Below are 17,423 nucleotides of genomic sequence, written 5' to 3' on the forward strand. Positions count from 1 at the left end.
AATATAAAGTTTTGTAGTTAATACGACAACTATGCGACCGATGGCTCTGATGATGCAAACATCGGTAAATCCGAAGCACTTCGACCATCATAGCTACTAGCAAGGGCAGTAAAGGCTTGCTCAATGCCAAATTTAGAATCAGCTTCTAGGTCATGCTCACTCAATACAAAGCTATCAACGCCCACACGTAACATATAAGCAATTTGATCACGGCCAAACGCGCCAGCAACACGAATCTCACCTGTATAGCCGATTTGGCGCAGGGTGCGTGCAAAACTAAAGTGACGACCATCAGCGAACTTAGGCACATCAATTACGATCAATGCCTGCGCTGATAGTAATTCACTAATGCCTTCTAGTGCATCAGCGTCAGTATCGGCGGTAACCCACAATCCAAGTCGGCTACTGTGCTGTACGATCAGCTCATAAACCTCTTTGATCAAACCACCAGCCTGCGCGCCTGACTCGTTTAATAGGTCAGCAAGCGGTACGATGACGTCAGGCTTTTCTTGCTTTTGTAGTAGCTCAAGCAACGTGATATTAGTCGATACGATACTCTCAGGCAGATCGTCCGTAGCAAGCACATGCCAGGTGTCTTGGCTGCTAATGTCTGCGCCATGATTGTCCAAAATATGATGATTAGCCATAGACCTTCTCCTTAAATGGATCAATACCAACGCGCTCAACCAATTGACCGAAACTCTCGACGTCATTGTCTGTGCTGGCACGTAAGTCCACATACACATCAACGATCTGTTGTATGGTGCTGGCGACCTCAAGCGCAGGGACAGACTTACCTAAGATTTTGCCAAGTTTGGCATCATCGCTAGAGTTACCGCCAAGACTGATCTGATACCAATGTTCACCTTTTTTATCAACACCCAAGATACCGATATCACCTGTATGATGGTGCGCACAGGCATTAATACAGCCAGACATGTTCAGACGAATCTCACCTAAATCATACAGATAATCAAGATCATCGAATTGCTTTTCGATTTGCTCAGCGATGTTATGTGTGGTCGCATTGGCAAGCGAACAATAGTCCCAACCTGGGCAGACAATCATATCTGTTAGGGTATTGATGTTTGCACGCGCTAAATGTAGGTCGGACAGCTGCTGCCACAACTCATAAAGGTTATTTGTCTGCACATCAGCGAATACTAGATTTTGCTGATACGTACCGCGCAGCTCACCAAAGCTGTATTTATCAGACAGATCAGCGAGTGCATCCATTTGCGAGTCACTGACATCACCAGATGGTACGTATTTACCATCAACCAAGCCCGCTTTAAGCGAGATTACGACTGCACGGTAACCTGCTACTTTATGCGCTACGGTGTTTTGGTTGTACCAATTGGCAAAGTCTCTATCAGCGTTTAGTTGCTGTTGTAGCTCAGACTGTACTTGTAGTGCGTCGAACGATGCATAGTCAGGCTCACTAAAGAAACCAGTCGCTGTTACAAAGTTCTCATCAGTCAAGGTAAGTGGGCCGTCTTTGGTGTGGGCTTCCCATTCAGCATTGACCAATTTGGCAAACGCTGGACCGCCCATGCTTTCGACCAAAATTTTGATACGAGATCTGTATTTGCTGCCTTTGTCACGGCGGCCATGCAAGTTATAGACACGCAAGATAGCATCTAAATAGCTCAGCAGATGCTGACGTGGCAAGAATTTATTGATAACTTTGCCAAGGACAGGAATACGTCCAAGACCGCCACCAACCAATACTTCAAAACCAATCTCACCGTCATCGTTGGTTTTTACGTGTAGACCGACATCGTGTACTTGCGTTGCTGCGCGGTCATCATTGGTACCGATCACAGCAATCTTAAATTTACGCGGCAAAAAAGCAAACTCAGGGTGGAAGGTTGACCACTGACGAATAATTTCACAATAGGGACGTGGGTCAGCAATCTCTTCTTTATGAATACCAGCGTACGGATCCGTTGTGGTATTACGGATACAATTGCCTGAGGTTTGGATGGCATGCATCTGTACCGATGCCAATTCAGCTAGGATATCTGGCACATCTTCAAGCTTTGGCCAGTTCAGCTGGATATTGGTACGCGTGGTAAAGTGCCCGTAGCCTTTATCATACTTGCGGGTAATCTCAGCCAATTTTCGTAATTGATAGCTGGCAAGTAAGCCATAAGGAATGGCAATACGCAACATTGGCGCATAACGCTGGATGTACAGGCCGTTTTGCAGTCGCAGTGGCAAAAACTGCTCTTCTGGCAGCTCGCCTGCCAAATATCGCTCAGTTTGGTCACGAAACTGGGCAACTCGTTCCTCTACCAAAGTCTGGTCAGCGTAATTATATTGATACATGACGTAATCTCAGTTTTGTTTTTAATTTTAAAATCAGCGACGAAAATGATTTGCGTGTGTAGTAGATTTTATTGCCGGGTGCAATGTGAATAATTCAGCTATACATGATATAAGCTTGCACTCAGAATCATAAATTCCTTTCAGACATATCCATATCCAAACACAGCATAAATTTTCATAACGAAAGTTAGGTAGCCTATGCGTATCAAATTCAACGCATAACTATTTTCAACGTATAACTATTATCGCTTTATTTATCTTCTATTAGGTATTTTATTGCTCATTTTTTATATAACGCTTCGTTTATTCGACCGTTTCTTTTATAAGAGGTTTCAATAACTATATGTCTCAGACCACAAATCAGACCCAATCAAAATTGGTTCCGCCACATGGCAGTGAAGTACTCAAGCCACTACTATTGAATGATGATGCGCGTGCTCAAGCCTTAGAGCTTGCCGGCACACTGCCGTCTATCACACTGAGCTCACGTGAGCGCGGTGATTTGATTATGTTCGGCATTGGTGGTTTCACTCCGTTGAATGGTTTTATGAATCAAGCGGACTGGCAGGGTGTGGTCGATAACATGCGCCTGCAAAGCGGTGAGAATGCTGGTTTGTTTTGGCCAATTCCTATCACGCTATCTGCACCAAAAGAGACTGCGGATAATTTGAGTCAAGGTGACAAAGTAGCCTTAGTTGCTCAAGATGGCGAAGTCATGGGCATCTTGACGGTAGAAGAAACCTACACTATCGATAAAGAGCACGAGTGCCAGCAAGTATTTACGACTACCGACCCAGAGCATCCAGGTGTTCAGCAAGTACTGAATCAAGAAGCCGTCAATATTGCCGGTAGCGTTGAAGTACTTAGCGAAGGCGAGTTCCCAACACTATATCCAGAGATCTATAAAACGCCAGCAGAGACGCGTGAAATCTTAGACGCTAAAGGCTGGAAGACTGTTGCGGCATTCCAAACGCGTAATCCAATGCACCGCTCACACGAATATCTGGCCAAAATTGCAATTGAGATCTGCGATGGGGTACTGATTCATTCATTATTAGGCGCGCTAAAGCCGGGCGACATCCCAGCAGAAGTTCGTCAAGAAGCGATCAAAACCTTGATTGATAACTACTTTAGACAGGATACCGTTATCCAAGCGGGTTATCCGTTAGATATGCGTTATGCTGGCCCACGTGAGGCGCTATTACATGCGCTATTCCGCCAAAACTATGGCTGTAGTCATCTGATTGTTGGCCGTGACCATGCGGGTGTTGGCGATTACTATGGTGCGTTTGATGCACAAACGATTTTTGAACATGTTGGTAAAGATGACCTTATCACCCAACCACTAAAAATTGGCTGGACGTTCTGGTGTAATGCTTGTAATGCAATGGCCTCTGACAAGACTTGTCCGCACGATGCCTCCGAGCACGTTAAAGTCTCAGGTACTAAACTGCGTAAAGCACTATCAGAAGACATGGATGTGCCAGACAACTTTAGTCGTCCAGAAGTATTACAGATTTTGCGTGATTACTACGCCGGTATCGCTCGCGAAGAACGTGCTGAGGTTAAATTAACAGGGGCGTCTGCGGTATAACGACTGGTTATCAGTATAAACAACGCGTACGAAACCAGTTATAAAAAAGGTGTCAGACTTATGGTCTGGCACCTTTTTTTCTACTATTTCCAAACACCAGCGCTGACTATTAGATCTCTAGACCTGCTGCCAACTTTTTATATTCTCCAGCAAGCGAGCCACCACCTGAGCAAAAATAGTTCAGTGCATACTTGTTGTCTGTACTGTCGATGGTGAGAGTGTCATCTTTAAATTGAAAAAAGGCGGTGCTGTCATTTACCTGTGCCTGAAAAATCGTACCGTGAGCGGCATCTTGCCCCATGAGTGTCGCCTTGCCATCGAAGTGACAAGTAGGTTTTTTGATATCGCTGCGTGAACGAACTTTAATGTCAATCTGCTGATCACTCTCTGCTCGTACCATTACGCCAACCCAGTCATAGCCTTGAGCACGTTTATCGTAGTCTGCAGAAGCATAATCCGCTGAAAGTTTGTCTGCAAAAACTTCATCTGCTGAACTAGTGACTGATTTGATAGTGCTGTGATTGGCGCTATTCATAGTAGGCGACACATTATTACAACCTATTAAAGTTACAAGGGTAGAGGTGATCATCATGAGTCTACCAGCAGAATAAAAGCGACGGTACGAAAGAGTCATATAAATGCCTTTGGTCGAGTAAGAGTATAGATTTTCAAATCACTATGGTCTGAAAACCTTATCGTATACAAACAATGGTACCGATTACCCAAATTATAGTCTACTGAATAAACCTGCCAGCAGTGATGTACCTTTTTTTACCCCTCATGCTGTCAAAAAAAGACTGACAGCACTTATGCCAACATCACTATTCGATAAGCGAATTCGTCACTAAGCGTTTGCTATTTATGCTGATAGCATAGCTTTCATCCTCCCCAAAACCCAAAAATAAAAACGTCCTCCAAAATAGTCATTCATAGTGAAAATTATTTTGGCACAAACGTTCTATTACCTTTACTGAGAATCTCATGCAAAAAACAACAAACATTCAGTTCGTGAGTGACCGCCGCCTATCCGCCAAGACTCTTGGTATCAGCAGTATCATTACTGCAGCGGCCATAATGACTGGGTGTAGCCCAACTGAAGCCACACAGAATGATGCCGCCGCAGCTGGCAATAACGACTCACAAGACGTTAGCCTGCTCAATGTCTCTTATGACGTATCTCGCGATTTTTATAGAGACTACAATGAGCTATTTCGTACTGATTATCTCAAATCCCATCCAGACAGCGAGGTAAAGGTCAACCAATCACATGGTGGCTCAAGTAAGCAAGCACTGTCCGTGGCCAATGGTTTGCAGGCTGATGTGGTGACTTTTAATCAAGAAACCGATATGAACTTATTGGTCGAGAGAGGCTTAGTCAGCACTGACTGGCAGCAAGCGTTACCCAATGGCGCTGTCCCTTATACCAGTACGATGGTGCTACTGGTTCGTACGGGCAATCCAAAAAACATTAAAGACTGGTCAGATTTGGCACGTAATGATGTCGAAGTCGTTATCCCTAACCCCAAGACCAGTGGCACGGCACGCTATGCGTTCTTAGGTGCTTATGGCTATGGGCTGCATCAATTTAAAGAAAAGAGCAGCGAAAACCCTACTAAAACTGATGGCTTTATCAAAAAGCTGCTAGCAAACGTAGTCACTTATGACAATGGCGCGCGTGCAGCAACTACCAGCTTCACTCAGCGCGGCCTAGGGGATGTGCTGATTACGACTGAAAACGAAGCGCATTTGACAGCCAAGCAGTTTGCCAAAGGTCAGGTCGATATCGTCTATCCAAGCTACTCTATTACCATCGCCAACCCAGTAGCAGTGGTCACGGCAGTGACTGAAAAATCAGGTAAGACGGCAGCGGCAAATGCTTATCTGAAAGGTTTATGGGACAAGCCTGCACAAGAGCTCATGGCAGAGATGTACATGCGCCCAAGTAACGAGCAAGTCCTAGCCACTCACAAAAATACATTACCTGATATCGAGACGTTTGATCCTGTGACGGTCTTTGGCTCATGGAACCAAATTATGGATGGATTTTTTGTCGATGGCGGCCGTTTTGATCAGCTGGCGAGCACCAAGACGAGCACCAAGTAGCCGCTGATGGTTTGATTTATAGAACTGTCTATCTTGCCTATCATTACTAAGGTACATACAAGAAGGCATATATAAGGCAGATCGCATTTGTGCCAGTAGCAACACTGTCCATTGCTAAACCAACAGTTATACATAATTTGAAGTGCGATAAATTATTGATATGTTTAGAGTTGTCCGCTTGTTATTCCCTTTTGGCAATAACATACGCATATTCATCATTAAACATAATAAGATGGCACTGTTAGCATACTTGCATCACACAACAGACATCTTTGAGGTATTTATGACAGACGTAGCCGGTTATCAACAAAAAAGTAAAACTCTCAGTGGCTTCAGTGCCTTAAGTATTGCTGGTGTTGCCTTGACACTTGGTCTGGCTGGCTGTAGCAATAGCGAGACGACTGATGCGGCTGCTAACGCTGATGGTGCAGCAGCAGAAGGGCAGAGCATTGAGCTACTGAATGTCTCATACGATGTGGCACGTGACTTTTATAAAGACTACAACCCATTGTTTGTTGAGCACTATAAAGCTGAGAACCCAGACAGCGATATCTTAATTAAGCAATCGCATGGCGGCTCAAGCAAGCAAGCGTTGTCTGTTGCTAACGGCCTACAAGCAGATGTTGCCACTATGAACCAAGGCTCTGATATCGAGCTACTTGAGAAAAAAGGCTTGGTTGAGTCAGATTGGGAAAGCAAATTCCCAGACAACGCAGTGCCGTTCACCAGTACAATCGTATTTTTGGTACGTAAAGACAATCCAAAAAATATTCAAGACTGGGAAGACTTGACCCAGGATGGTATTGAGATTGTCATGGCCAATCCGAAGGTCACAGGTAACGGTCGTTATGCGTTCTTAGGTGCATACGGTTATGGTCTACATGCTTTTAATGAAGATGAAACAAAAGCTAAAGGCTACGTCAAAGACATGCTAAAAAATGTCAAAGTTTATGAGAATGGCGGACGTGCAGCAACGACGACTTTCGTACAGCGCGGTATCGGTGATGTTTTGGTCACTTTTGAAAACGAAGCAAACCTAGCAGCGACTGATTTCGGTGCTGGTCAAGTCGATATCGTGTATCCAAAATACTCAATCAAATCAGAGAGCCCTGTGGCTGTCGTGAAGACCGTAACAGATAAAAAGGGCACTACAGACGCTGCCAAAGCGTATCTTGATTACTTGTGGAGTGAGCCTGCTCAGCAGCTAGCAGCTGACCTATACTTGCGTCCTAGCGTCCAAAGCGTACTTGAGAAAAACGGTGACAAACTGCCGCCAGTTGAGACTTTCCGTCCGAACGATGCCTTTGGCACATGGGACGAGATCATGAGCACGTACTTCAGCGATGGTGGTGTGTTTGATCAGTTAGCGATTAATGCACCGCAGTAATTGTTAGTCAATGATTTAGAGCCGCTACTGCGTCACAACTAAAACTGACCAACGCTTAGTTCAGTCAGTCATGAAGCACCCCATAAAGGACATGGTCGTACGCACTATGTCCTTTATATCATAAGCCGACCAATAATAATTTTTATAACAATAGTAATAATGGTCTTACGGTGAGCACCCTCGCTAAGTACCACCAGTTAGGCAATAGGACATCACTATGAGTGCAACATCTTCTTCTGCCAGTAAACCCGCCCACAAAAAGGGTTGGCTAACCCGTTTGCGTCAGCGCAATGTGCTACCTGGGTTTGGTCTGAGCATGGGTATAACTGTCTTTAGCTTGTCGTTATTGGTGGTACTACCGTTTGCCATGATGGCCTATACCACAACCCAGATGGGGTGGACTGGGTTTTGGGATACCATTACTCAGCCGCAGGTCACTGCTGCTATCAAGCTGAGCTTATGGATGTCGTTTTTGGCGATGCTGACCAATATGGTGTTTGGTACATTGGTCGCTTGGGTGCTGGTTCGCTATGAGTTTTGGGGAAAGTCACTCATCAATGCTTTGGTCGATCTACCATTTGCGTTGCCAACGGCAGTCACAGGTATCTCACTGGCGACGCTATATGCGCCTAATGGCTTGATTGGTCAATGGTTTGCCAAGTTTGATATTCAGGTGGCCTTTACGCCAATAGGTATTTGGTTGGCACTGGTCGTCGTCAGTTTCCCCTTTATCGTTCGTGCCGTGCAGCCAGTACTCGCTGAGCTATCAGTCGAGTTTGAAGAAGCATCTGCGGTTTTGGGTGCCAATCGTCTCACGACATTTCGTAAAGTGATCTTGCCAGAGTTATTGCCTGCCTTGCTGATGGGTGCAGGTATGATGTTTGCTCGTGCGACTGGTGAGTATGGCTCGGTTATCTTTATCGCTGGCAACATACCGATGCAGTCTGAAATTTTGCCACTCATTATCATCAGTAAGCTTGAGCAGTTTGACATTCAAGGCGCCTCTGCGGTCGCACTATTTATGCTGCTCATATCGTTTATTATCTTGTTGACCATTAATATCATGCAGTGGAAACTGTCGCGCCGTGTAGGAGCTCGCTAATATGCAAATATCTAATAGCTACGACTACCAAAAAAACGCAGCGACTAAAGATTCCCCATGGATACGCCGCACCTTTATTGTTATTGCCGTGCTGTTTATGGTCTTGATGCTTGTGGTGCCATTATTGGCTGTGTTTTATGAAGCGTTCAAAAATGGCTGGCAGTTATATCTTGCCTCATTAGTTGATCCTGAAGCACTACAAGCAATCAAGCTTACGTTGATTACCGCCGCCATTGTGTTGCCGATCAATATGGTGATGGGTATTGCGATTGCATGGTTGGTCACACGCTACCAGTTTAAAGGCAAGCAGCTGGTGACCACGTTGCTTGATTTACCATTCTCAGTATCACCAGTTGTTGCCGGTTTAATGTTTGTGCTGCTATTCGGTCTGAACTCTACAATCGGTGGCTGGCTTGAGAGTATGGGCTTTCAGGTGATTTATGCCGTACCTGGTATCATTTTGGCGACACTATTTGTGACCTTTCCTTTTGTTGCGCGTGAGTTGATACCGCTGATGCAGACCCAAGGCGACTCCGAGGAGCAAGCAGCGTTAACCTTAGGTGCGAGTGGTTGGCAGACTTTTTGGCATGTGACACTGCCTAATATCAAATGGGCACTGCTGTATGGTTTGATTTTGACCAATGCGCGTGCGATGGGTGAGTTTGGTGCTGTCAGCGTTGTATCTGGTCATATTCGCGGTGAGACCAACACCATGCCGCTATTGGTTGAGATTGCCTACAACGATTATAACTTTACTGCTGCGTTTGCTTTATCGAGCTTACTGGCCGCACTTGCCTTGATAACGCTATTGATTCAGCAAGTCATGACCAAAATGCAAGAACGTAAGTTTGCAAAGTCTGAGCGCTTAGCGAGTGCACCTGAGCTACCAGTAAGTGCCAATGCAACGACTGCAACAGCTGAGAGTGTTGATAAGTGATAAGTGACGCGATTCAACGATATCCAACTTGGCAGTGTTAATAGGACTGATATAGTAACTACCCAGTACCTTGCTACGATACGACAAAAGACATAATAAGAGATACGATTATGAGCATTGAGATTCGCAACGTTAATAAAAAATTCGGTAACTTTACGGCTTTAGATAATATCAATATCACTGTACCGACTGGCAAGTTGACGACGCTATTAGGTCCTTCAGGCTGCGGTAAGACCACGTTGCTACGTATTATCGCAGGCTTGGAATACGCTGACTCTGGGCAGGTATTGTTTGATGAGTTAGATGTCACCAATACCCCTGTACAAAAGCGCCATATTGGTTTTATGTTTCAGCACTATGCGCTATTTCGCCACAAGAACATCGCAGACAATGTCGCCTTTGGTCTAACACTACTACCAAAAAATGAGCGACCTAGTAAAGCGGATATCAATAAGCGTGTGGCAGAGCTACTAGATCTGGTACAGCTCCCACAAGTGGCCAATGCTTATCCACATCAGTTATCAGGTGGTCAACGTCAGCGTATTGCACTAGCGCGCGCACTCGCTGTAAAGCCAAAGCTATTACTGCTTGATGAGCCATTTGGCGCGCTAGATGCCAAAGTACGTAAAGAGCTACGTACTTGGCTAAAAAACATCCATCATGAGCTCGGTATCACAAGCATCATGGTGACTCACGATCAGGAAGAAGCTCGCGCCGTATCAGATGAGATTGTGGTGATGAACCAAGGGCGAGTAGAGCAGGTAGGGACGTCAGAGGAGCTGATACATCAGCCAGCCAATGCGTTTATCAGTGACTTCTTAGATCTGACATAAGCAGTTGACGAGCCAATAAAAAAGCCTACTTATGTAGGCTTTTTTATTGGCTGCTCTCATCATCTTAGTTACAGTGAACTGAACTGTCGCCATTATGATACTTAAGCAGGTTTTGACTCGTCTTTGTCGATATCACTTGGGGCGAGTTGATCATAAGTGATGTCTAGAATATCCTGACACCACTCTGGTAAATCATCAGCGACCTCATACCACATCCATGTACCGTCACGTACACAGCTTAAGATACCTAATTTTTTCAAATGGTTCAAATGCCGCGATATCGTGGGCTGCGGCTGATCAAGCATGTCTACTAGATCGCCCACGCAACGTGTTTCTTTTTTGAAAAGAATTTGAAATATTTTTAGGCGTGTCGGATCAGATAAGACTTTAAACAAATCAATAGGTCGTATCGTAAAATTATTATCAGACATAGGAAAATTCCAATGGGCTTCGTTTATAGGGGTTCAATATAACAGCAGTCATCTACAAAATCGATTAAAAAATAAGCAAAATTACAGTTCATCGTTAATTCACTACCTTCGACAATATTCGGTTACATGCACGCTTATATCCACTTACATAAATAGATGAAAAAAGACATAGTAATACTGCTGCGACTAAAAAAAGATGTTAAATGTTATTGAAAATGATAATAGTTATCGTTATTATACTGCATATCGTGATTCATCGAATAAGTAGTGGTATTCAGAGGAGCCTGTTCATGTACGTATGTATCTGCAACAACGTAAAAGAAAAGCAAATCAAGGCAGCTATTGCATCGGGTGTCGATACCCTTGATGGTCTAAAAGACACTCTAGATGTGGCAACGTGCTGTGGATGCTGCGAGCCTATGGTTAATGACTACTTGGACGAGCATCATGCCAGTCTCGATGTTTTAGCATATGCAGTTTAAGTATATTTAGCGTAAGCTATTGTATTTCCAACATAAAAATATATATTCAATATATTGCATTTACTCTTTCATTATACATAAGGGGTAGGTTGCAAGCGTCCATATAACCTCTTTGATACACCGACCTACTTGCTACAGACTTGTATCAAGTATCCTGATTAGCAATTGTAGACAATTATAATTCTCAATTAGCATCTTATTCTTAGTTCACAACATTACATGCTATATAGCGCCTGTATGCTACTATATCTGTCTAAGATTGTAAGATGTTTTGTTGACTTTGCTCTTTACTGACCAGTTTACCAATCATGCTGTCCTTATATATTTAATTGTGAATATAAGGTGAAGTGCAAAAAATAAATAGAGGAGTACGCATTATGATAGGTAGCCAAAAAGTTATTGATTATTTGAATTTTTTGCTAGGCGGCGAGCTTGCCGCTCGTGACCAATATTTTATCCACTCAGAGATGTATGCTGAATGGCACTACGGCAAATTATATGATCGTATCCATCACGAAATGGATGATGAGACGCTGCACGCACAGGCGATTGTCCGCCGTATTTTGATGCTGAGCGGCACCCCTAAGATGACAGTCGATAAAATCAACATCGGTAGCACTGTTCCTGAGATGTTGCAGCTTGATTTAGATTTAGAGTACCAAGTACAGCAGCATTTAAAAGATGGCATCGCGCTTTGTGAAGCAGAGCATGACTATGTCACGCGTGAGATGTTGGTTGAGCAGCTAAAAGATACGGAAGAGGATCATGCACACTGGTTAGAGCAGCAGCTGCGTTTGATTGATATGATTGGTCTGCCCAATTACCTACAAAGCCAAATGGCTGAGGTGACTCCTAATCTTGTCTGATATCATAATAGACATGAATAAAACACCATAGCATTTAGTATAAATATGAAAGGGAGAGAGGTAATGAGAGGGGATAAAGAAGTTATTCGCGCACTAAACAAAGTGCTTGGGCAGTCGTTGATTGCAATCAATCAGTATTTTTTGCACGCGCGTATCGCTCGTCACTGGGGATTAGAGGCGCTTAACGATTCACTCTATAAGCAATCTATTGCTGAGATGAAGTGGTCAGATGATTTGATTGCGCGTATTTTACTATTAGGTGGCCTGCCAAACTTACAAGAACTGGGTAAAGTGTTGGTTGGTGAAGATGTGCCAGAGGTCATCGATTGCAATCTACGTTTAGAGAAACAGAAATTTAGTATTATTACTGATGCCATCACTCTATGCGAGACAAAGTCTGATTATGTCTCTCGTCAACTATTAGTCACTTTGAAAGATGGTAATGAGGAATATCAGGACTGGTTAGAGACCCAAGAAGATCTGATTGAGAGTATTGGTGCAGAGCGCTATATCCAATCACAGATCAACGATGATGACGCGCCTTAGGTCATTATTATAGATAAGCATAATATGAACTTGCCAGCGTACTATTGGTTTTGAGCCAGTGATACGCTGGCTTTTTTATGTGTGTACGCTTTGCCTCTAAAAGTAATGATGTCATCTATGACATGATTTTTGACAGCATTGTCTTTTAACGACCTTTAACGATGTGTATTTTTAGAACCGTTATCGTCAATATTCAATATAAGCCGCGACCGTCTTCAGGTTTTAGGCGCAAAAAGTATAACCCTGATAGTATCGTCAAGATCCCTAATATCCAGTAGGTGGTTTGGAAGGCGACTAGCGTATCCATTTGCAAGCGCTCACGCAGGATATTTAGTACCGCTGCCCCAAAAGCAATGCCGAAGCTAATAGCCAACTGCTGATTGACCGCCATCAAGCTATTCCCGCTACTGGTCTGCGCTCCTTGCAAATCACCGATTGTAATGGTGTTCATTGCACTGAACTGCATTGAGTTACAAGCGCCCATTATGGTTAGTATGGGTATAAACCACAACCACTGCGAGGCATCATTAAACTGCGCCAATACAATGATGAGAGAGCCCATAAATAAAGTGTTGTATACCAGAACCTTGCGATAGCTAAAACGCTGGATAATTTTGCTAACCCAAGGCTTGATACCGATAGCGCCAACAGCAATGGGGGCGAGCAACCACCCTGCCTGCGAGGGTGAATATTCAAACACCACCTGTAGCAGTAGCGGTAGCAAAAACGGCACAGCACTGATACCAAGGCGAGTGAATAGATTGCCAGTAATTCCAATACGAAAGGTACGAATATCAAATAAACTCAAGGGGAATAGAGGCGTTGATCGTCGCTTGGCATGCCAAACATAGGCGCCCATCAATAAACTCGCGCCCAAACCAAATAATAAGCCATAAAGTCCGCGCCCTGTATGTGAGCCAAACTCGACGGCAAGCGTAAACCCACAAGCGGCAGCGGCAAACAGTAAGAACCCTGTCCAATCCAGACGCTTGGTATCTTCAAATAAAGCAGGCACCAGTTTTTTGCCCATGATAAACCCTGCTATCCCCATTGGTATGTTAATCAAAAATATCCAATGCCAGCTGGCATACTGCACGATATAGCCGCCCAGTACCGGCCCTACCAAGGGCGCGACCAACGCTGGTATGACCGCAAAGTTCATGACGGTGAGCAGCTTATTGCGTGGGTATGACTTCACCAATATCAAACGAGCAACGGGCGTCATCATCGCACCGCCAATACCTTGTATCACCCGTGAACCAATCAAAAAATCTAGGGTAGGCGAGGCGGCGCACAGTACTGAGCCAATACAGAAGATCACAATCGCTGATAAGAACACACGACGGGTGCCATATTTATCTGCCAAGAACCCGCTGATAGGAATAAAAATCGCTAATGTCAGTGCGTAACTGATGACTGCCCACTGCATCTTTAAGGGAGACTCACCCAATGCTTGCGCCATTTGCGGTAATGAGGTATTCAAGATAGTGGCGTCTAAAATTTGCATAAACAGCGCTACCGCCAGTACATAGGGTAGATATTTATCTTGTGTCGGGGTAAGCGTTAGCATGTCAATCCCATTAGGGGTCTGATTATGAAGTAGGAAAGATCGTAGGTTTGCGATCAGAGTGCGCCATACAAGCTGAGTAGTATAAGAAAGCCTGAATGATAATAAAAGTGACTCAAGGTAACGGAACTTGCTGATAGACTATGTGGCGAGCTATAGCATTTTCCATACGGTATCTATTAATCGCCTAACGTCATTACAGGCATGGAATCGCAACATTGATTACAAGATAGGACTTTAATGTCAGTAGAGGTTGTCGTTATAGTAAAGTCTTGCCAGCCAGTGGTATTATCGAGTGACTAAGAAGACAGTCGCCAAACAATAAGAGCAAATACAAGCTGAATAATAACGAATAGTCATCACTAAGGATATTTTATGAGTACTGAAGCAACCGACAATGTACACAATGACAAATATGTACCACCTAAAGTCTGGACACAAGATAAAGATAATGGCGGTAAGTTTGCCAGCATCAATCGCCCAACATCTGGAGCACGCTATGACAAAGAGCTACCGATAGGGGATGCGCCGCTACAACTATACTCCCTAAACACACCCAATGGTGTCAAAGTAAATATATTATTAGAGGAGCTGGCTGAAGCTGGTATTAGTGGCGCTGAGTACGATGCATATAAAATTGATATCTCTCAAGGTGAACAGTTTGGCTCTGGTTTTGTGGAAATAAATCCCAATTCAAAAATTCCAGCCTTGGTTGACCATTCTGCAGATACCGCAGGCGAGCCTATCGCACTTTTTGAGTCAGGTGCTATCTTGATGTACTTAGCAGAAAAGTTTGACAAATTCTTGCCTTTATCACCAGGCAAAGCGCGAGCAGATTGCCTATCTTGGATTATGTGGCAAATGGGTAGTGCGCCTTTCTTAGGTGGCGGTTTTGGACACTTCTATGCCTATGCACCAGAGCCATTAGAGTACCCAATCAACCGCTATACAATGGAGACTAAGCGTCAGCTTGATGTATTGGATACTCATCTAAAAGACAACCTATACCTATGTGGCAATGACGAGGCTGACTACAATATAGCGGATATGATCGTGTGGGCATGGTATGGACAGTTGGTACTCGGTAAGCTCTACGATGCGGCAGAGTTTTTACAAGTACAAGACTATAAACATGTACAGCGCTGGGCTCATGCCATTGCTGAGCGCCCTGCCGTCAAACGTGCGATAGCATTGGAGCTAAAGCCAATCAACTAACCTAGACGTTGTAGGCTGTATAAGCATCATAGCAAGGCTGATAAGTGGTTCACTTATCAGCCTTTTTTGCTTTAATGTTGGTTTATGGATATAGGGACAGAGGTGCACTTTATTTTATGCTTACATAATGCTACATTAGAATAACAGATAGAAACATTGGTACGTTAAGATAGCGGTTTATTGTCGTAATGGACAGGTGTTTATACTTATTCGATTGATGGGTAATGACTATGAAGGACTATAACAACACGAACACAGGATCACTGCTGAGCTGTTCTGATCATTTGGGCGTCAATGGCTTGAGTGATGATAATGAGGTTGATCACCGCATGGATGTAAAGGGACGAAATTGTGATGCTCATAACGTGGATAGTGACGGGCATTTGGAGTCTGATGCTAAAATAATAAAAAACGCCTCTGTCTTTCGCACAAAAAACAAAATGCGCTTACCCATGATTGCCGCTATCGGGGCTGCATTGTTCAGTACAGCGAGTGTGTCACATGCACACACCGAATTTACCAGTCAAGACTGGCAAGTGGTCTGTGACAATACCCGCACTTGCCGGCTGGCAGGGTATCAAGCAGAAAATAACAGCGAGTTTCCCGTATCTATATTGTTGACACGCCGTGCAGGGGCAGATGCCGGTGTGGATGGCAAGGTAAAACTTGGCGGCGCAAGAGACAGCTCTTCTAAAGCTTTAATGCAGTTGGGTAACCGTCATCGAATATCCCTATCTATCAATGACAGAAATTACGGTGAAACCAAGCCATACTCTACAGCGGCAGGTAACGCTGAGCTCACTCAAGCACAGGTGACAGCGCTCATCAATGCACTGCAGAGATCGAGTAAGATCACATTGACGCTGCGTAACTCACGCTGGGAGCTTTCAGACAAAGGCGCTAGTGCGGTCATGCTAAAAGCTGATGATGTCCAAGGACGAGTAGGCACGCCAAGCGCTTTTATCACTAGTGATGGCACAGCGAAGTCGAATAGCAGCGTACTACCCCCTAGAGCGGTACCAGTATTACGTTTTGTAGAGCCAAGTGGTAAAGCTGATTCGAGTAATGACAAAAAATTTGTCATGAAATCTTCTCAATTAGCGTCATTAATGAAGAGCACAATGAAGGATGTAGATGGCGACTGCCCAAATCTATCGGACAAGTCTCCTTGGCGTGTCAGTCGTTTGAATGGTTCACAATTGCTGGCACAGCATGATTGCTGGACAGCCGCTTATAACGCAGGTGGCGGTGCATGGGTCCTCAATGACAGCAAACCATATAAACCGACATTGGTGACGACCAGTGCCACAAGCTACGACAAAGGTAAGCTGAGCTCAGTACAAAAAGGACGCGGTATCGGCGACTGTATGAGCAAAGTCGACTGGGTATGGACAGGACGCGCGTTTGAGAAAAGTCACGAGAGCACCACTGGACTTTGCCGACTTATCGACGCGGGCGGTGCTTGGCAGCTACCGACCTATGTCACTGATGTCAAAGTCGTCAGATAGTCATATATCGTATGACATCAACTATTTAATAGTCTCAATATTGATGATATAAAGCCTATTTACTCGGTATCTGAAGAAATAGGTACATATAATTTTTTATTGTGCTATACTGCGTCGCCACGTTAGCTCAGGCTATCGTGAATTATGAGATTGATAACATCGCCTGCGATTTTGGGTCTAGGATGACCATAAGTAATTGTTGCCGATGATTTTGTGTACTTAAATAACCTTTTTATGACAATATCCGTTATTTTTGACTCATATCTTATCTACTGCCCCATAAATAGGGTCTAGATTGGTTGCTGTTTGCCTTTATCTGCTTTGGACAAAGCATCGATAATGAGCGTATATCAAGCAAGGATAAGACACTCGGCACTACCACCAAAATACGTCAGACAGCACGAACGCATTTATTATAAAGACGCTAAGCTCTATTGGCTTGGTTTCTAACTATCGACAATTTTATATTGCTCGGTCGTCAGTTAATAAGAGCAGCGTGGTGAACGGTTATCAGTGGTATG

The 17,423-nt window shown here is 44.2% G+C and carries 16 protein-coding genes; 11 read left to right on the forward strand and 5 right to left on the reverse strand.

Annotated features, from left to right (window positions below):
- Positions 1-29 precede the first annotated feature (29 nt).
- Both AC5JP1_RS03340 and AC5JP1_RS03345 read right to left on the reverse strand, forming a co-directional pair.
- Positions 30-647, reverse strand: coding sequence for a DUF934 domain-containing protein (locus AC5JP1_RS03340; protein ID WP_493843116.1), 618 nt, complete (start codon positions 645-647; stop codon positions 30-32).
- Positions 640-2,331, reverse strand: a complete 1,692-nt coding sequence (locus tag AC5JP1_RS03345; protein WP_493843117.1) for a nitrite/sulfite reductase — start codon at positions 2,329-2,331, stop codon at positions 640-642. The genes AC5JP1_RS03340 and AC5JP1_RS03345 overlap by 8 nt, the downstream gene beginning before the upstream one ends.
- Before the next feature lie 343 nt (positions 2,332-2,674).
- On the opposite strand from AC5JP1_RS03345, the gene sat reads away from it, so the two are divergent.
- Complete coding sequence (gene sat, locus AC5JP1_RS03350; protein WP_493843118.1) at positions 2,675-3,925, forward strand: sulfate adenylyltransferase; 1,251 nt, start codon at positions 2,675-2,677, stop codon at positions 3,923-3,925.
- Positions 3,926-4,034: 109 nt separating this feature from the next.
- Here the strand turns inward: sat and AC5JP1_RS03355 are convergent, their stop codons facing one another.
- Positions 4,035-4,559, reverse strand: coding sequence for a hypothetical protein (locus AC5JP1_RS03355; protein WP_493843119.1), 525 nt, complete (start codon positions 4,557-4,559; stop codon positions 4,035-4,037).
- Between the two features lie 440 nt (positions 4,560-4,999).
- Between AC5JP1_RS03355 and AC5JP1_RS03360 the strand changes: the two genes are divergently transcribed.
- The 5 genes from AC5JP1_RS03360 (at position 5,000) to AC5JP1_RS03380 (ending at position 10,287) form a co-directional block, all read left to right on the forward strand.
- The gene (locus AC5JP1_RS03360) at positions 5,000-6,028 is read left to right on the forward strand and encodes a sulfate ABC transporter substrate-binding protein (protein WP_493844424.1); all 1,029 of its coding nucleotides are present in this window, start codon (positions 5,000-5,002) and stop codon (positions 6,026-6,028) included.
- Positions 6,029-6,311: 283 nt separating this feature from the next.
- Positions 6,312-7,415, forward strand: coding sequence for a sulfate ABC transporter substrate-binding protein (locus AC5JP1_RS03365; protein WP_493843120.1), 1,104 nt, complete (start codon positions 6,312-6,314; stop codon positions 7,413-7,415).
- 217 nt (positions 7,416-7,632) lie between these two features.
- Positions 7,633-8,517: a sulfate ABC transporter permease subunit CysT gene (gene cysT / locus AC5JP1_RS03370; RefSeq protein ID WP_319051707.1), complete on the forward strand. Its 885-nt coding sequence runs from the start codon at positions 7,633-7,635 to the stop codon at positions 8,515-8,517.
- Position 8,518: 1 nt separating this feature from the next.
- Entirely contained in the window at positions 8,519-9,454 is a 936-nt protein-coding gene (cysW, locus tag AC5JP1_RS03375; RefSeq protein ID WP_443526436.1) for a sulfate ABC transporter permease subunit CysW, read from the forward strand.
- A gap of 110 nt (positions 9,455-9,564) precedes the next feature.
- Positions 9,565-10,287: a sulfate/molybdate ABC transporter ATP-binding protein gene (locus tag AC5JP1_RS03380; RefSeq protein WP_319051705.1), complete on the forward strand. Its 723-nt coding sequence runs from the start codon at positions 9,565-9,567 to the stop codon at positions 10,285-10,287.
- 101 nt (positions 10,288-10,388) lie between these two features.
- Here AC5JP1_RS03380 and AC5JP1_RS03385 read toward each other — a convergent pair whose 3' ends face one another.
- A complete protein-coding gene (locus AC5JP1_RS03385) occupies positions 10,389-10,718 on the reverse strand; it encodes an ArsR/SmtB family transcription factor (RefSeq protein WP_493843121.1) in 330 nt (109 codons plus the stop codon).
- 290 nt (positions 10,719-11,008) lie between these two features.
- On the opposite strand from AC5JP1_RS03385, the gene AC5JP1_RS03390 reads away from it, so the two are divergent.
- The 3 genes from AC5JP1_RS03390 (at position 11,009) to bfr (AC5JP1_RS03400) (ending at position 12,612) form a co-directional block, all read left to right on the forward strand.
- On the forward strand, positions 11,009-11,200 hold the full coding sequence (locus AC5JP1_RS03390; RefSeq protein WP_319051702.1) for a (2Fe-2S)-binding protein: 192 nt from the start codon (positions 11,009-11,011) through the stop codon (positions 11,198-11,200).
- A 377-nt stretch (positions 11,201-11,577) separates the two neighbouring features.
- Positions 11,578-12,066: a bacterioferritin gene (gene bfr / locus AC5JP1_RS03395; RefSeq protein ID WP_319051701.1), complete on the forward strand. Its 489-nt coding sequence runs from the start codon at positions 11,578-11,580 to the stop codon at positions 12,064-12,066.
- A 63-nt stretch (positions 12,067-12,129) separates the two neighbouring features.
- The gene (gene bfr, locus AC5JP1_RS03400; protein WP_443526441.1) at positions 12,130-12,612 is read left to right on the forward strand and encodes a bacterioferritin; all 483 of its coding nucleotides are present in this window, start codon (positions 12,130-12,132) and stop codon (positions 12,610-12,612) included.
- Between the two features lie 193 nt (positions 12,613-12,805).
- Here bfr (AC5JP1_RS03400) and AC5JP1_RS03405 read toward each other — a convergent pair whose 3' ends face one another.
- Complete coding sequence (locus tag AC5JP1_RS03405; protein ID WP_493843122.1) at positions 12,806-14,182, reverse strand: DHA2 family efflux MFS transporter permease subunit; 1,377 nt, start codon at positions 14,180-14,182, stop codon at positions 12,806-12,808.
- 372 nt (positions 14,183-14,554) lie between these two features.
- Between AC5JP1_RS03405 and yghU the strand changes: the two genes are divergently transcribed.
- Positions 14,555-15,394: a glutathione-dependent disulfide-bond oxidoreductase gene (gene yghU, locus AC5JP1_RS03410; RefSeq protein ID WP_493843123.1), complete on the forward strand. Its 840-nt coding sequence runs from the start codon at positions 14,555-14,557 to the stop codon at positions 15,392-15,394.
- 230 nt (positions 15,395-15,624) lie between these two features.
- On the forward strand, positions 15,625-16,902 hold the full coding sequence (locus tag AC5JP1_RS03415; protein WP_493843124.1) for a DUF1176 domain-containing protein: 1,278 nt from the start codon (positions 15,625-15,627) through the stop codon (positions 16,900-16,902).
- Positions 16,903-17,423 lie beyond the last annotated feature (521 nt).

The organism is Psychrobacter sp. H29, assembly GCF_059073055.1.

Bases quoted from the DNA above. Each gene is read 5' to 3' on its own strand.
- AC5JP1_RS03340 (WP_493843116.1), bottom strand. From the start codon at position 647: ATGGCTAATCATCATATTTTGGACAATCATGGCGCAGACATTAGCAGC.
- AC5JP1_RS03345 (WP_493843117.1), bottom strand. From the start codon at position 2,331: ATGTATCAATATAATTACGCTGACCAGACTTTGGTAGAGGAACGAGTT.
- sat (WP_493843118.1), top strand. From the start codon at position 2,675: ATGTCTCAGACCACAAATCAGACCCAATCAAAATTGGTTCCGCCACAT.
- AC5JP1_RS03355 (WP_493843119.1), bottom strand. From the start codon at position 4,559: ATGACTCTTTCGTACCGTCGCTTTTATTCTGCTGGTAGACTCATGATG.
- AC5JP1_RS03360 (WP_493844424.1), top strand. From the start codon at position 5,000: ATGACTGGGTGTAGCCCAACTGAAGCCACACAGAATGATGCCGCCGCA.
- AC5JP1_RS03365 (WP_493843120.1), top strand. From the start codon at position 6,312: ATGACAGACGTAGCCGGTTATCAACAAAAAAGTAAAACTCTCAGTGGC.
- cysT (WP_319051707.1), top strand. From the start codon at position 7,633: ATGAGTGCAACATCTTCTTCTGCCAGTAAACCCGCCCACAAAAAGGGT.
- cysW (WP_443526436.1), top strand. From the start codon at position 8,519: ATGCAAATATCTAATAGCTACGACTACCAAAAAAACGCAGCGACTAAA.
- AC5JP1_RS03380 (WP_319051705.1), top strand. From the start codon at position 9,565: ATGAGCATTGAGATTCGCAACGTTAATAAAAAATTCGGTAACTTTACG.
- AC5JP1_RS03385 (WP_493843121.1), bottom strand. From the start codon at position 10,718: ATGTCTGATAATAATTTTACGATACGACCTATTGATTTGTTTAAAGTC.
- AC5JP1_RS03390 (WP_319051702.1), top strand. From the start codon at position 11,009: ATGTACGTATGTATCTGCAACAACGTAAAAGAAAAGCAAATCAAGGCA.
- bfr (WP_319051701.1), top strand. From the start codon at position 11,578: ATGATAGGTAGCCAAAAAGTTATTGATTATTTGAATTTTTTGCTAGGC.
- bfr (WP_443526441.1), top strand. From the start codon at position 12,130: ATGAGAGGGGATAAAGAAGTTATTCGCGCACTAAACAAAGTGCTTGGG.
- AC5JP1_RS03405 (WP_493843122.1), bottom strand. From the start codon at position 14,182: ATGCTAACGCTTACCCCGACACAAGATAAATATCTACCCTATGTACTG.
- yghU (WP_493843123.1), top strand. From the start codon at position 14,555: ATGAGTACTGAAGCAACCGACAATGTACACAATGACAAATATGTACCA.
- AC5JP1_RS03415 (WP_493843124.1), top strand. From the start codon at position 15,625: ATGAAGGACTATAACAACACGAACACAGGATCACTGCTGAGCTGTTCT.